The 14,951-nt window shown below is 33.9% G+C and carries 18 protein-coding genes and 2 pseudogenes; 6 read left to right on the forward strand and 14 right to left on the reverse strand.

Going from position 1 to position 14,951, the window contains the following annotated elements; all coding sequences use genetic code 11:
* Nucleotides 1–10 precede the first annotated feature (10 nt).
* The 3 genes from prpD to WAZ07_RS11990 form a co-directional block, all read right to left on the reverse strand.
* Nucleotides 11–1,447: a 2-methylcitrate dehydratase gene (gene prpD / locus WAZ07_RS11980; RefSeq protein ID WP_336472646.1), complete on the reverse strand. Its 1,437-nt coding sequence runs from the start codon at nt 1,445–1,447 to the stop codon at nt 11–13.
* A 98-nt stretch (nt 1,448–1,545) separates the two neighbouring features.
* Nucleotides 1,546–2,664 carry a citrate synthase gene (gene mmgD / locus WAZ07_RS11985; protein WP_336472647.1) on the reverse strand — a complete coding sequence of 373 codons (1,119 nt, stop codon included), beginning with the start codon at nt 2,662–2,664 and terminating at the stop codon, nt 1,546–1,548.
* 605 nt (nt 2,665–3,269) lie between these two features.
* The gene (locus tag WAZ07_RS11990) at nt 3,270–3,578 is read right to left on the reverse strand and encodes a DUF4870 domain-containing protein (protein WP_090995817.1); all 309 of its coding nucleotides are present in this window, start codon (nt 3,576–3,578) and stop codon (nt 3,270–3,272) included.
* A gap of 115 nt (nt 3,579–3,693) precedes the next feature.
* On the opposite strand from WAZ07_RS11990, the pseudogene WAZ07_RS11995 reads away from it, so the two are divergent.
* Nucleotides 3,694–3,984 (forward strand): annotated as a pseudogene (locus WAZ07_RS11995) (cupin domain-containing protein); the annotation flags it as partial.
* Nucleotides 3,985–4,060: 76 nt separating this feature from the next.
* Here the strand turns inward: WAZ07_RS11995 and WAZ07_RS12000 are convergent.
* On the reverse strand, nt 4,061–4,876 hold the full coding sequence (locus tag WAZ07_RS12000; protein WP_336472648.1) for an MBL fold metallo-hydrolase: 816 nt from the start codon (nt 4,874–4,876) through the stop codon (nt 4,061–4,063).
* A 693-nt stretch (nt 4,877–5,569) separates the two neighbouring features.
* Here WAZ07_RS12000 and WAZ07_RS12005 point away from each other — a divergent pair.
* Nucleotides 5,570–5,920 carry a hypothetical protein gene (locus tag WAZ07_RS12005; protein WP_336472649.1) on the forward strand — a complete coding sequence of 117 codons (351 nt, stop codon included), beginning with the start codon at nt 5,570–5,572 and terminating at the stop codon, nt 5,918–5,920.
* A 221-nt stretch (nt 5,921–6,141) separates the two neighbouring features.
* Here the strand turns inward: WAZ07_RS12005 and WAZ07_RS12010 are convergent, their stop codons facing one another.
* Both WAZ07_RS12010 and WAZ07_RS12015 read right to left on the reverse strand, forming a co-directional pair.
* Nucleotides 6,142–6,327, reverse strand: coding sequence for a barstar family protein (locus WAZ07_RS12010; protein ID WP_413788888.1), 186 nt, complete (start codon nt 6,325–6,327; stop codon nt 6,142–6,144).
* A 743-nt stretch (nt 6,328–7,070) separates the two neighbouring features.
* Nucleotides 7,071–7,382: pseudogene (locus WAZ07_RS12015) on the reverse strand (hypothetical protein); the annotation flags it as partial.
* 332 nt (nt 7,383–7,714) lie between these two features.
* Here WAZ07_RS12015 and WAZ07_RS12020 point away from each other — a divergent pair.
* The 3 genes from WAZ07_RS12020 (at nt 7,715) to WAZ07_RS12030 (ending at nt 9,674) form a co-directional block, all read left to right on the forward strand.
* Nucleotides 7,715–8,215, forward strand: a complete 501-nt coding sequence (locus WAZ07_RS12020) for a site-specific integrase (RefSeq protein WP_336472650.1) — start codon at nt 7,715–7,717, stop codon at nt 8,213–8,215.
* Nucleotides 8,216–8,283: 68 nt separating this feature from the next.
* Complete coding sequence (locus tag WAZ07_RS12025) at nt 8,284–8,598, forward strand: thioredoxin family protein (protein WP_336472651.1); 315 nt, start codon at nt 8,284–8,286, stop codon at nt 8,596–8,598.
* Nucleotides 8,599–8,792: 194 nt separating this feature from the next.
* A complete protein-coding gene (locus WAZ07_RS12030; RefSeq protein WP_336472802.1) occupies nt 8,793–9,674 on the forward strand; it encodes a cation diffusion facilitator family transporter in 882 nt (293 codons plus the stop codon).
* 54 nt (nt 9,675–9,728) lie between these two features.
* Here the strand turns inward: WAZ07_RS12030 and WAZ07_RS12035 are convergent, their stop codons facing one another.
* The 5 genes from WAZ07_RS12035 to WAZ07_RS12055 form a co-directional block, all read right to left on the reverse strand.
* Nucleotides 9,729–10,382, reverse strand: a complete 654-nt coding sequence (locus WAZ07_RS12035) for a phosphatase PAP2 family protein (protein ID WP_336472652.1) — start codon at nt 10,380–10,382, stop codon at nt 9,729–9,731.
* Between the two features lie 72 nt (nt 10,383–10,454).
* A complete protein-coding gene (locus WAZ07_RS12040; RefSeq protein ID WP_336472653.1) occupies nt 10,455–11,213 on the reverse strand; it encodes a sporulation protein in 759 nt (252 codons plus the stop codon).
* Nucleotides 11,195–12,013 (reverse strand): serine/threonine protein kinase, encoded by an 819-nt coding sequence (locus WAZ07_RS12045; RefSeq protein ID WP_336472654.1) that lies wholly within the window; start codon nt 12,011–12,013, stop codon nt 11,195–11,197. The genes WAZ07_RS12040 and WAZ07_RS12045 overlap by 19 nt, the downstream gene beginning before the upstream one ends.
* Nucleotides 12,013–12,204: a hypothetical protein gene (locus tag WAZ07_RS12050; RefSeq protein WP_090911567.1), complete on the reverse strand. Its 192-nt coding sequence runs from the start codon at nt 12,202–12,204 to the stop codon at nt 12,013–12,015. The genes WAZ07_RS12045 and WAZ07_RS12050 overlap by 1 nt, the downstream gene beginning before the upstream one ends.
* 111 nt (nt 12,205–12,315) lie before the next feature.
* Nucleotides 12,316–12,501: a YozD family protein gene (locus WAZ07_RS12055; protein ID WP_020060656.1), complete on the reverse strand. Its 186-nt coding sequence runs from the start codon at nt 12,499–12,501 to the stop codon at nt 12,316–12,318.
* A gap of 154 nt (nt 12,502–12,655) precedes the next feature.
* Here WAZ07_RS12055 and WAZ07_RS12060 point away from each other — a divergent pair, with 154 nt between their 5' ends.
* A complete protein-coding gene (locus tag WAZ07_RS12060) occupies nt 12,656–12,811 on the forward strand; it encodes a DUF3930 family protein (RefSeq protein WP_336472655.1) in 156 nt (51 codons plus the stop codon).
* 1 nt (nt 12,812) lies between these two features.
* On the opposite strand, the gene WAZ07_RS12065 is transcribed toward WAZ07_RS12060, so the two are convergent.
* The 3 genes from WAZ07_RS12065 to WAZ07_RS12075 form a co-directional block, all read right to left on the reverse strand.
* On the reverse strand, nt 12,813–13,436 hold the full coding sequence (locus WAZ07_RS12065) for a hypothetical protein (protein WP_336472803.1): 624 nt from the start codon (nt 13,434–13,436) through the stop codon (nt 12,813–12,815).
* A 63-nt stretch (nt 13,437–13,499) separates the two neighbouring features.
* Nucleotides 13,500–13,640, reverse strand: coding sequence for a hypothetical protein (locus WAZ07_RS12070; RefSeq protein WP_170857714.1), 141 nt, complete (start codon nt 13,638–13,640; stop codon nt 13,500–13,502).
* A gap of 430 nt (nt 13,641–14,070) precedes the next feature.
* Nucleotides 14,071–14,913 (reverse strand): SMP-30/gluconolactonase/LRE family protein, encoded by an 843-nt coding sequence (locus WAZ07_RS12075; RefSeq protein ID WP_336472656.1) that lies wholly within the window; start codon nt 14,911–14,913, stop codon nt 14,071–14,073.
* Nucleotides 14,914–14,951 lie beyond the last annotated feature (38 nt).

Consider the following 14,951-nt stretch of genomic DNA (forward strand, 5'->3'; position numbering starts at 1 on the left):
CCCCCTATACTTAAATTAAGAAAAGATCTACAAATTCATTTACATTCATATTTTCTAATTTTTCTTCGTTCAAACAAGTCTCATGAATTTTTTCTTGTTGTTTATTGGAATAATGAACAGCCATATTTGCAGAGAACTTTTGAACAACCTTTGGAATCGCTTCGTCTCTACGGAAACGGTGACCTAATGGATATTCACATTCTACATTTTCTGTTACAGTACCATCTTTAAAATGAATTTGAACAGCGTTGGCGATTGAGCGCTTGTTCGGATCAAGATAATCTAAACTGTATTGTTTATTTTCAACAACAACCATCTTATTTCGTAATTCATCTACACGAGGGTCAGAAGCTACTTCATCCTCATAATCATCTGCAACAATGTCACCTTTTAATAAACCGATTGCAGTAATGTATTGCAAGCAATGATCTCGGTCAGCTGGGTTATTTAATGGACCCTCTTTATCAATAATACGAACTGCTGATTCATGTGTCGTAATGGTAATACGGTCAATTTCATCTAATCGTTCTTTCACTTCTGGATGTAATTTCACTGCACATTCTGCAGCTGTTTGAGCATGGAATTCTGCTGGATATGATACTTTAAATAATACATTTTCCATTACATAAGAATCTAAAGGTCTTGCTAATTTTAGTTCTTGCTTATTAAACAATACATCTTGGAATCCCCATCCTGGTGCAGATAATGCTGTTGGGTAACCCATTTCACCTTTTAATGCAGTAAGTGCAAGATGAACACCACGGCTTGTTGCATCCCCAGCTGCCCATGACTTACGTGAACCTGTATTTGGAGCATGACGATATGTACGAAGACTAGAGTTATCAATCCATGCATGAGACAATGCATTAAAGATTTCTTCACGTGTGCCACCAAGCATTTTCGTAACAACTGCTGTTGTCGCTACTTTTACGTATAACACATGGTCAAGACCAACGCGATTTAAACTATTTTCTAATGCAAGTACACCTTGGATTTCATGTGCTTTAACCATCATTTCAAGTACATCTCTTACTTTTAATGGTTCTTTTCCTTCTGAAATACGAACGCGGCTCACATAATCTGCAACAGCTAAAATTCCACCTAAATTATCAGACGGATGCCCCCATTCAGCCGCAAGCCACGTATCATTATAATCTAACCAACGAATCATACATCCGATATTAAAGGCACCGCGTACTGGATCAAGTACAAATGATGTTCCCGGTACACGTGTACCATTTGGCACAACAGTTCCTGGTACGACAGGTCCTAGTAATTTCGTACACTCTGGATATTGCAGTGCTAAAATCCCACATCCAAGCGTATCAAGCAACACATAGCGTGCTGTACTGAATGCTTCTGAGCTTGTAATCTCTTTATTTAATACATAATCCGTAATCTCTTCTAAAATTGCATCTTTTTGTTTAATTTCATTTGTTTTAATCACGCTATTCTTCCCTTTCTATCGAAAATTCGTTATTATTAAGAATGGGTGTCGGTCAAACACCCATCTGGCGGGCGGCCTTAACAACTCCCCAGTTGTTTTTATTTGCTAAGCACATGTCGCTCGCCGATATAATTTACACGTGGGCGAAACAAGCGATTATTTGTATGTTGCTCAATCACATGCGCACATAAGCCTACCGTTCTTGAACTGAAAAAGATTGGTGTATATAGTTGAATTGGAATACCTAACATCCAATAGACTGGAGCAGCATAATAATCTAGGTTTGGATAGATTCCTTTTTCCTTCTCCATAATCTTTTCTCCAGCTTCACACATTTCATATAATGTATAATCGCCTTTCACATCACATAACTGTTTTAATGCTTCTTTCATCATAAGCGCTCTTGGATCGATCTTCTTCATGTAGACGCGATGTCCAAATCCCATGATTTTTTCTTTGTTATACAGTTTCTTTTGCAATAATTCTTCAAATTTTCCGGCAGTACCTGCTTCAAGCAGCATGTACATCACTGCCTCATTTGCGCCTCCATGTAAATTACCTTTTAAAGAAGCAACTGCTCCAGTTAAGGCACCATACAAGTCTGATTGTGTCGACGCAATTACTCTAGCCGTAAAAGTAGAGTTAGGCATTTCATGTTCACTATACAGAACAAGCGATCGATCAAATATTTTTTCTTCTAATTCAGAAGGCTTCTTACCCGTAAGCATATGGAAGAAGTTTGCACTATAAGATAATTCTTGAATCGGTTCAATTGGTTCTTCATTATTTAAAATTCGATAGCTATTCGCTACTATATTCGGCACCTTACTTAACAATTTATAAGCACGCTTTTTATTTACATCTAATGAGCGATCATCAATTTCATTGTCATAACCAGATAGCGCCGAAATTCCTGTACGCAATCCATCCATTGGATGCGTTTGTTTTGGCAATGCTTTTAAGACATCAAAAACACCAACAGGAACTTCATATTCATGCTTTAACGTTTCTTCCAATGCCGCTTTTTCATCTGAATTAGGAAGTTTCTCCTCTAATAAAAGATGAACAATATCTAAATAGCTTTTCGTTTTAGATAACTCAATCAAGTCATACCCTTGAATAACGATTTCTCCTTTTTTTGTATCAAGAAAAGAAATCTTCGTCTCTGCTGCAATTACCCCTTCAAGTCCTGGAAAAAATTTTCCTTCAGCTCCCATTTTGTTTTCCTCCAATCCAAATAGATCTTCGTTTACACTTCTGTAAGCCTTTCCAAGATTGCACAAATATATTTTCCTCACGATTCTCTATTTTAACTGCTCTCAAAGAATATGAGGTTAGCAGCGTACAAGGTTTTTCTATGTTTAGATTGTTCATAATGGTACTTTTGAAAGGATTGAGAAAATAACCAAATGTTCCAAACAAAGAATCTCTCATAAGCTTCATATTTATTAATGATTTACGACAATAAAAAATAACTTTCAAAGAAGCTGTTACTATACGAAGAAACACTTATCTTCGTAAATTTACACCTCCTCTCCACGCAGACTTTGATATGTAAAACAAACAAGAATCACATCACTCTTAAATACAGTTACGAGACAATATTTTGTCTAATCGACCCCTGTATTAAGAAGATAAAACAAACACTTTATCTTCACCCGTTTTACACTCATTTTATTTTCTATTAAAATATATCAGACTTTTTAGAAGATTACAATTTATTTTATTTTCGTTATCTTCAGATATATAAACGATTTATTTTTCTAATAAAAAAAAGAATAGCAATACGCTATCCCTTTCATACATTTTATATTCATATAGTTTATTTCAGCCATGATCCAACAATCGGATATTGAAAATGTCGATCATTCAATGCACGAACAATACCAATAATTGGAGTAATTAAAGCCATTAGTCCAAAAATAATTAAAAATGGAATTCCAATTAATACCCAAGAGAAAAATGCTGAAATACCAATTAATACGCCGATGACAAAGTGAAATATGACTGCTTGTAATGATAAATTTTTAATTTCTCGATCTGAACTCACAAGAAATATAATAAAAGGAACTAATACAGGTGCAAACCAAGTACTAGCATGAATAAATATTTTCAGTCCTTTATGCTCCATTTAAAAATCACTCCTTTTTTCTTTGTTTTTTCTTTGTTATGTAATATTTTATATAATAACTAATACTATGTGCATGAGGCCCGAGACTGATTTATACTCATCCAAAAGTTCCACTTATTTAGCCATTTTTAATGCTCCTACTCCAGAAGTTATTTTTGGATCGGACATGTTAAGATTAACACCCGCAAATATTATGGCCCATACTTATTGTCTCGATGAGCAACAATGGAAACAAACTGTATCTCCTATTCAATCTACTACTGTAATCGGTCCTCCTAAAGATTGTAACCCAAGTCAAAATCGAAATGCATTTCAGCATATACCTAATCAAAACCAAGTACACGCCGAGCATTCACCTTATTATTACCAACAACATCAAATTCCATTTCTCCATTGGGAATATTAATATAACACCCCACTCAAATAATACCCTTGATAACTCATAGGTTTCTTTTTATATAGCTTAGAACGAAAAAATGCCTTTATACGTTCCGTTCTTTTTTTAACAAGGTAAGATTATAATTATGAAATTTTTTCATTGCTTTTGGATAACTATATTTTTTTATGAGATCATATGTTTCTTCTTGTTTATCTTCTAAAAGTAACTGTTTCATTTGTAAAATATAATGAACTGACTCGGATATTCTCTTTTTCATCTCTGCTTGATCTTTTGTAAACCCTCCATGTCCTGGTATTAGGAGACTAATATCATATTTGTCTATTATAGATTCTAATTTTTGTAGAGTTGATAAATAGTCATCACTGTTATGATAAATATAAGGAAACTCTATATTTGATAAGTAGTCACCAGCTATTACGATACCGAGAGGCTCGAGAACTGTAATAATGCCATCTTCAGTATGACCTGGAGCTTGATAAAAATGAAATTTCATATCACCTATTTCTAATTCCTCATATTCCTTACTAATAGAAATATCTACATTTGGAAACTTTATTTCATACTCTCTTGTTAAGTAATATGAATCATCAAAATCTCGAATACTATCGATAATTGATTGCTTATTCGGGCAATCTTTTAATTTTTTACTTGCAATTACTTTAGCATACAAAAATGCACCATACCCTAAAATATGATCAAAATCAGAATGTGTAAAAAGTAAGTATACGTCTTTATCTTTTTTATTTTTATAAACATAATTCTGAATTTCATTCACTTCATTTGGTAGCCAAGTCGGATCTATTACTAATACCAATTCATCAGTTTCTACAACAACTGAGTTTGTTTGATACATAGCACTTTGAAAGATAGTTATGTCATGATCTTTATACTGAATCATTTCCTTATGCCTCCACTCTAGTTTTCCCCTTGCATTGAAAAGATTTAAGTACATATCTCTAAAATTAAAAGGAAATTTTTACAAAAACTATATAGAAAGAATATCACTCTTTTTGTTTATAGGCTATGAGATTTTTTATCAAAAACACCACCTTCCTTACACTTTGGATTGTTTTTCACGGTATTTATCTTGATGCATATTACGTATTATAGATACAATACTTTTAAATAAGTCTCATCACACCATGTTTTTGAATTGAAATCTTCAGCTATAATGCGTTGGCTTCCGTCATTTAGACACTCTATCCAAACGCCATAACCAGATAATACTTCTTTATTTTTTTCAATACATCTACATTCCATTCAATAGAATCGTAGTCCCCTAAATGAATGCAACAAGACTCTAGGCCTATCGACCAATCTAACTGATTAAAAATTGTTCACATTTTATTCAAATATTTGAACAATGAATATTTATTCTTTTTCTGCATAAATAGTTCTCCTTTTCGCATAGGAAAAACTTTCAATTTTTGACAAATTTCCAAACAACGATTTATTATACAAAATTTGAGAAAAATGAAGATTTTCCTCAAATTTTGTCTTTTCATATATATTTACAGTCCATATACACTCCATATAGACTGTTAGGTGTAAGAACAATCTTACAAAAAATTAGAAAAGGAGAAAAAAGAAAATGAAAAATTTCGCAAAGGTTACTTTAGCAACATTTATCGGATTTTGTGGCATTGGTGCTTTTTCACAAACGGAGAGTGTAAACGCGGCAGGATTAGATGTCACTTCTCAAGATTCTTTGAATGTAAATACTTCCACTGCCATAAACAAACAATCCATTATACCTGAACCAAAAACAATTAAGCACCATCATGTAAAGTATGAAAAAAGAAAGTACCAATCTGCTGAAAATCTCCCTAAAGAAATCTATTACTCTTCAGAAGGGTTTAAAGGATTTATTTCCGCAGTGACCATTATGGATACTGAAGACTATTTCATAGCTTGTTATTCCGGCACTGTCATTCGCTGTTAAATAGAAAGTAATATATAATATGAAAAATAAAGAATCTGTTTACTATAATAAAAAAAGCCAAAAAATCAATTGATTTGATTTCATGGCCTATTAAATAATAAGATAACATTAAAAATAACACTTTAACATTACCTTTCCCATAATCAATTATATAATAGAAAGAATTTTCTTTCAATTAAAAGACACTCATGTAGTGTCTTTTTTTTATCAAAAAGACTCCGCTATATAACAAAACCACTTTTTACAATGATAAAAACCTCTCCTATCATTTCTTTCTGTGCATGTTGAAAAGTTTCTAAAATCAGTTCTGCATATGAACCAAGAAATTTTTTACTCTCTTCAAAACATTCCCATTCAATCGTTAAAGGAAGAGTTATCCATCCAGTTAAACAATCCCTTAAACCAATCTATCAAAACAAAGAAAAAATCACTGTAACTAAACAATGACTTTTTCTTCCTTGTTTTGATGCCATCTATGAAGTGTACCGATATTACCAACTATTTATGGTGTAGCGATAATATAGGGAAGACCAATATCTGTTTCTATGACTAGAGGGATTAAAAACCCTGGAAAACTATTAAATACCTCGTGAGTAGAATTGATCCAGTTTGACAAACCAGCATCTGTCAGACCAGCCACAGCAGGATGGGATGGAGCGACAATATTAACATTCTCTCCTTGAAATCCTTGTACTGTAAAGGTACCAAATTGGTCTAATATAGTCACTGGTGTATTTGCAGGTGAATTGAAGTAGTAGCAGCCAAGACTTACATATAGTCCTGTACCAGGACGGCTGGCAGCAAAGCTGATTCCATCTTTAATCATCTGTAAACCTTCTGGATGTGCCCCCTCATGAAAAGTTGGATCTGTTCCTTGGATGTAAACCGCTCCAGTGATGGCTGGACTCCATGTCGTTCTATTTGCTTCTGCTGCTGCTAATGGAGAAGTATTTTCAAAACAGCATGCATCTCCAATAACAATCGCGTCAAACTGTTCAAAGTCTGCAGTGGTAAAGTTTGACCAAGTTGCTTCATTAGCCACTGTAACCGAGAATCCTAATGAAGTAGCCAACTCTGCTTCATTTGGGCTACAACCGAGCGAAGGTCCGAAAACCAGAATTCTGTTAGTCTTTTGACGTTCTTTAGGTAAAGTATCGATGAGATCAATCACATTTTCGAATTTGAATTCCAAGAGCATTTCCTTCTTGATGACATCACGAAGGGTTCTTTGCACACTTGAGTTGACGGTAAGAAGATTAGATACCGTAACTACCGGAGGAGAAAGTGTAGTTTTTCCTGGCGGTAGTGTTCCTAAAACAAATTGAAGCTTCTCTGCCTCAGCATTGATAATGTGAGCTAAAGCTAATTCTTCTAAGGCAATGGAACTTAAAAGCAATGGAATCGTCTGTGCAGTAGAAATAGAAATGGTAGGTGTGATATTAGGTATATTTGGAAAGGACAATGTACATTCATCCTTTCTCGGAAACCATCGAATCACCTTATTCTGTGCATGGGTTTCCTACTTTTGTTATTTGTACGTTCACAAATCTTTATTGTTGTTTTAAAAAACATCATAAACAAAGGTGTTTACCTATCATGCTTTTTATCTTACTCAATAAGAATTTAAATGACTGAGCATTTACCTATGTGTACAAGTGGATTTTTAGTTGAAAGAGCCCTTTTTATTCCATCTATGGAACATCTGCGATATGAGTAGGAACGCATATGATCAATCCAATAGTCCTCTCTCCTCTAGCTATTTAAAAAAACATTCCGATAACACTGATTATGTGAATGGAAAGTCCCTTCAGAAATAGTACTGAAGGGACGTTTAAAGGTTTTACGATACTTTTATTTTATGTTAGCGAAAAGTGTTTTCATGTACAGAAAACTTCTTCTGGTAAACGATTAATTGTCATTCCTGAAATTACACTACAAGCTCTAGAAGAACAACTAAATCGAGTTAATACAGACCAAGAGCGTTACGGAAGTGGATATAATGACCTTGACTTGGTTTGCCCTACCTTTAACGGTAATTCTTGTAATCTCAAAAGTTTGACACAGCTATGGAAAAAGCTTATAAAGAAAAGTGAGGTTCCTGATATTCGCTTTCATAATCTTCGACATACCCATGCTACTTTAATGCTAAAACAAGGTATTCATCCGAAGATTGTTAGTGAGCGATTAGGACACAAAAGAATAGGCATCACATTAGATACATACTCTCACGTTGTACCAGGTCTTCAAGAAAAAGCCGTAGAAGATTTTGCAAACAATCTATTTCAAAAACACTAATGTTTGCAAATACGAATTTTGCATAAAAATACTAGCAAATTCGTCTAACATTGAAAGGAGTTAAAAACATGAAAGAAATCAAATCTGAAAAAGAATTTCGCGATCTTATCGCAAAAGAAAATCCAGTAGTAATTAAATTTTTCACAACATGGTGCCCAGATTGTGTGCGTATGGACAATTTTATCGGTGATGTAATGGAAGAGTTCAATAAATTCGAGTGGTATTCCATTAATAAAGATGAGTTCCCAAGCATTGCTGAAGAATATCAAGTAATGGGAATTCCAAGTTTATTAGTGTATCAAAACGGTGAAAAACTGGGCCATCTACATAGTGCGAATGCAAAGACAGAAGAGCAAGTTACTGAGTTCTTAGAAGTATATTAATATAATATAAACAACTTACAAAAAAGTGCTTAGAAGCATATCTAAGTGCTTTTTGTATTTTTTGCCCTTACGAAACAATGTTCTCCCTTTCTTAAAATGCTAAAAGTACACAACAATGTTTGTATAGACCCACACGACTTTCGTTTGATACGCTTATACATAGAGAATCTTTGAGAGAAAGGTGAATGAATAGTATGGAGCCACTTTCTAACAAAGCTGCTGATAAAGGGGCAATACTAAGCATTGTTGCTTATATATTTTTATCAACTGTTAAAATTGCAATAAGTTACATAGCTGTTTCTAGCGCACTGCGTGCAGATGGTCTTAACAATTTAACCGATATTGGCGCATCACTAGCTGTATTAATCGGATTGAAAATTTCCCGAAAACCTCGCGATCCGGATCACCCATATGGTCACTTACGCGCGGAACAAATCGCTTCACTCGTCGCATCCTTTATTATGATGACGGTCGGATTCGAAGTTATCGTGAATGCTGTTCAATCCTTTTTCAAGGAGGAACAGACGACCCCTAATTTAATAGCAGCCTGGGTTGCTTTGTTTTGTGCTGCTATTATGTATAGCGTATACGTATATAATCGTAAAATTGCAAAAGAAACAAAAAGTAAGGCACTAGAAGCGGCTGCAAAAGACAATTTATCTGATGTTCTTGTGAGTATAGGGACAGTTATTGGTATTTTCGGTTCACAATTTCAAATGCCTCTTCTTGATCCAATTGCAGCACTTATCGTCGGCATCATTATTTGTAAAACAGCTTGGGATATTTTCAAAGAAGCGTCACATCTGTTAACAGATGGCATTGATCCAGACAAAATGAAGAAATATGCCGAAACAGTAAAAACTATTTCAGGCGTTGAACACATTGTGGACATACGAGCACGCATGTATGGAAATCAAACGTATGTTGATATTACTATCGAAGTAGACGCACACATGGACGTAAGTGAAAGTCATCGTATTACTGATGAAATTGAAGAAAAGCTGCAACAAAAACACAATATTTGGTACACACATATTCATGTGGAACCTATGCAAAAAGAACCTATGCTCACATAGGCTCTTTTTATGTAAAATAAAATGGATTGAAATTAACCCATAACGAATCATTGGTTAACTTGATACAGAAGATTTATTGTCGGCTACTTGCGGGATAAATGTTTGATGAAACATGATACATAAAACAAGCCAACTTCCTCCAGCAGCCCAGCCCGCTAAAATATCAGACGGATAATGTACCCCTAAATATATACGACTAATAGAAATGGAAAAGATAAAAAAGCAGGCAATAACAATAAGCAATAATTTTTGATGCAATTGTAGGCGATGTTCAGTAATTGTAATGTATGCAATAAACCCAAGAAATGTAACAGCATTCATCGCATGTCCGCTCGGAAAGCTGTAACCTGTCGCCGTAACAAGTTGTGATATATCAGGTCTTGGTCGTTCATACCATAGCTTTAACATATAGTTCATATGGCGCGAACCATAAAAATTTATCATTAACAAAATGGCTGTCATGTATCGTCTTCGAATCAAGAAATACATAAACAGGATAAACAATACAGGAAAATATACCTTTTTTGATCCAATATAAGACATCCATACAAAATAAGCGGTAAAATATTCGTTACGAAAGCTTTGTATATAATTACTTACTACATGATCAAATTGATCAATGAAAGATGTTTGATAAGAAAAAGATAGTACGACAAAACCAATGAGAAAAACAAATAGTAACATATATAAATGTCGATATCTCTTCATCTGCATAACCTCACTATACAAAAATGGAGCGGGTGTTTTATTTTCCCTCTCCATTTCTTTTTTATGCATGAATTACCCAGAAATATAACTGTTAATTTTTTGCTGCATTGTTGGAATATCTTCACGCTTCACTGTAAAACGTAAAACTTTTTCATCCATATCTAAAGCTTCAGATAATAGTCCAGCAATTCCACTTGCTTTCCGATCTACTTCCATCACAATTTCTAAACTATCATACGAACGCGGGATGATCAGCAGTTCTAATTCATCTAACTTTCCATAATATTGCCCGGATACAGGAACAAACTCAAACTCTTGTGCGAATGGTACATGATCGCGCAAACGGTATGGAAGTTCTTCACATTCCGTTTGACGAAGATGAAATCCAAGATTTTGGACTGCATCTAATACACTTTTTAACAATAAGTTGGGAAGTATTTGAACGTAATCACGATCACTTGGATCAATGCTGCGTTTAATATCTAGACCAGTCTGTACCCAAACTGTTTTCATTCCAAATGTTAGTGGTGCTTCAATCGGCATTGGGAAAGAAAATGGAATTTCTCGTTTTTCATTTATCCCGATCGTTATAGGAGTTGTTAAGCGCACCTTTTTTAAATCATATGTTGAACTCATTTTTTTATCATCCACTTCACGAATATATGTCGTAGATAACGTTAAATAAATGCTATCAATCTCTTGTTCTACTGATCCACCAGTAATATGTACAACCCCTGTAATTTCTTCTCCGATGAGCCATTCTTCTTGCGTTAATACAGTATCAACTTTTGCACTGCCAATACCAACGCTTGCTAAAAACTTTTGGAACATGTATCTCCCATCCTTTCTATTATACAGCGCACATCTTCTATTAGTTCTTGTACATTTTCGTAATACGGCTCTTTCATTTGTAACATCCGCATAATTACGTCACTGCTATTTGCTGATAATGTTAATTCTTCATACCAAGGTCTTTCTTCTTTTGAAGATTCATAACTAGAATACAACAAAAACAAAACAAAATGTCCTAGTGCATAAAAATCACTACGATAATGAATTTCACGCATAGATGCTTGTTCCCCTTTATAAGACCCGGCACGTTCATCATTTTCACCAATAAAGCGAGCTAATCCAAAATCAATAATAGATATTTCATCATCATTCATTAAAATATTAGGAATTCGCAAATCGCGATGCACAATACCTTGACTATGAAAATAAGAAACGACATGAAGTACTTTATATAAAATAAGAAAAACTTCTTTTTCTGTATACATTTCTCCATATTTGAAAATAAAATCTTCAAATGTCTTCCCGCGCATTTCTTCCATTATAAAAAAAGGTTCTTTTCTCCATGTAAAACTATGAAAAAAACTAGGAATCGCATGGTGTTCTAACTGCTGTAAAATCGCTTGCTCATATGTAAACGATTTCCTACCTAATGCGTAGCGCTGCTTACTTTTTCGAAGTTGTTTTAATACTTTTTTCTCATGAGACAACATGTCAGTAACAAGATATGTAAAACCATAACTTCCCATACCAAGAATGCGTTGAATTTGATACCGCTGTGCAACGACAGTATCGATGGACAGCGGTCGATCAAACCATGCCAATACTTTTTGAAAATTCATCAACTACTAGAGAAAAAACTGCCACTTTTATGTTTTCTTTTATAATGATGATGCCCATACCCATGAGATGGACGATGTTTATGATGATCGCTGCTAGAATACGAACGATGTCGATGTCGATAATCACTACTGGAGTAAGAGTGGTGCTTATGTTTATTCCCTAGCAAAGAATCAATAATTTTTTTGAACATTTCTTCACCTCTTCAGAAAATTTTCACTTTCATTATACCAAATACAACACGATATGGTGATATTAGTTTTTTAATTTATGCGATGCAAAAAACGACGAGTCTATCCCGTCGTTACTTTCCTTCATCATCTTCGTCAAATACTTCATCAATCATACATTTCTCTAACAAATAATCGAAGGCAATATCTGCAAGATCTTCAATTTCTTCGCGCTTTGGTACATAGCCTCTTACAATTAATTGCTCATAAAAAAATTCCGCAATTTCTTCCGTATCAATCACGACCTCTATTTCCTTCATGAGCATCACCCCTTTAATTCTGTTTTATGAAGAAAAATAGAAATTATGTATAACAATAGAAAAACATTTTTCTTTTCTTGCTAGATATATAGGTTATACAAGAGGACACTTTTGCATAAGATGTAGTACAAGCTATATAAAGGAGGAAAACACAATGGACTATAAACAAAAAACAATACATATAGAGGAAGGTTTTGTACATGAAGATAAATGGGTGGACAAACTAATTTCTATATTTATTATCTTTTTAACAATTGTAGGCATACCATATACAGCTTTTATTTTCTTTCAATTCCTGCTCTCTTTCTAAGTTATTTTTTCTCGGATAATTTAATTAAATAATTACGTACAACTTCCATCACAATTTTATACTCTTCATCTTGAAATGTTTCATATAATGTTCTGTAATCATTAAAAATATCTAGTAAACCATCAATAATTTCTTTTCGATTCGTTTTTATACTTACTTTTTTCGAATTATTAATAGACTTTAATTTACCTAAATCAAGCTTATTCATACCTGCCTTATCTTGTTTCATTTTCTTTAAAATGATATTTGCTGTTTGTGCATTCGCTATAAGTGTCAAATCAGATTCATCCGCTTCTAGCCACTCTCCATCTGTAATACGAGATAATTCATAAATTGTATCTTCCCATGCATCATTTTTATAACGCCATACTTCCGTCCGGTAGCCAACAACACGAAATACATCTTTTTCATAGCCTGTTACTTGAACGAGATCACCAAACGTAAATTTATAGTGCAGTTCAATCCACTCGGATTCGCCATCTTTCATTTCTTGTTCCGTCACAAGCTGTAATGTATGTTCTACGTAAAATCCATCGTGATTGTTCACTTCGTATACATAAACGCCATCTAGTATTTTTATATTTGTTATATTTCTAAATTTATTTGATGAATAACCATTTACGATTAAAAGGTTATCGCCTCCTTGTAAATAAAAAAGAAAAACCGTATACCTTAGTGGCACACGAGTTTAATTTGGTTTATCTTTTATTTTATCATTTTCTTGATTATCTAGAACATTCGGATTATTAAACTTATTGTACAATTCAATTAGTCCCTTGGCTGCCTTCACCGGATCAAAGGTTCCTCTTTCTCCATATTTTACTTTCACAATGAAATCACCTCGTTGCAGAATATGCATGAAGTTTTTGTTTGGAATCTTGTCTCAACGTATTTTTTTCTTGTTATCATTCCCCATTTTTCTCCTCCTCCCACCGAAACAGTCCGAACTATATAGCAGTATCTTGGAGAAGTGATTTCCCTTTTTAAAATTCCGATAATTGACGATGAACTTTTAGTCAAAATTTGTTTTTAAAACCTTTTTTCCGTAACCATTGTTCAATCAGCGTCCAACTTGCGTTCACCTTCTACACTTTCCATTCAACAATTACCTCACTAAATTTAGAATGAATCCAGTCATTGGTCTGGATGTTGTATATCATAACTCTTAACTATTTAAATTAAGGTAAATACACACACATTATCAATCTACTAAATTACATAACTAATAATCATGTTCAGTTAGATAATATGGAATAATCTTATCTATCATGCAGTAAACTCCAACACCTTCCAGGTACATCTGTTTGAAACATTTGAATGTTTCCTGTATCAGCTACTGTCACATAACAGGTTTTTCCATCAGGACCTCCAAATGTAAGGTTATTACATTTTTTTCCGGTAAGGTGAATTTCGCTTAGAAGATGACCATCAGGTGATATCTTTGCCACCACACCTTTACCAATGCGAGTTACAAACAAATTTCCAGCCATATCACAACGCATCCCATCAAGTCCAAAATCGGTAAATTCTATAAGTAAGCGTTTATTACTTAATTCGTAGTTACTTGATAGATCATATACCCATATTTTTCTTTTCTCTGTTTCATTTACATATAGTTTTTTATCATCAGGGCTCACTTCAATTCCATTAGTCGTTCCCATATTGGTTTCTAATAAATGAGTGACCCCGTTTTTATCAATACGCCATAATTGTCCTGTTGATTCGCTCCAGTTGGGATCACTAGCGAATAAAACACCTTGATTGGTTATCGCTAAATCGTTAGGCTGGTTCATATCAGGGTTATGAGCAAACACCCTTATTTCTTTTGTTTCAATATTAACTGCGAATATATTATGTTTAACATAATCTGCAATGAACAAAGTTCCATTACGGTCAATACGTGTCCCGCTTCCGATACTACCCTTAGGCAGTTCAATAAAGACACTACTATTCCCATTTGGAGTTACTTTGCCAATCGTGCCTGATTTTTTAAAGTTAACAGCGTAAATATTCCCTTTTTTATCACATGAAGGACCTTCTATTCCAGCTGTAAATTTATGTGGTTTCGTTAGCATTTTGCTCTTTAATGATTCAACACCCATGATTTAAATCTCCTTTCCTATTAAAAAAATATTGACAA

This window comes from Bacillus bruguierae, from assembly GCF_037104725.1.
GTDB lineage: Bacteria > Bacillota > Bacilli > Bacillales > Bacillaceae_G > Bacillus_A > Bacillus_A bruguierae.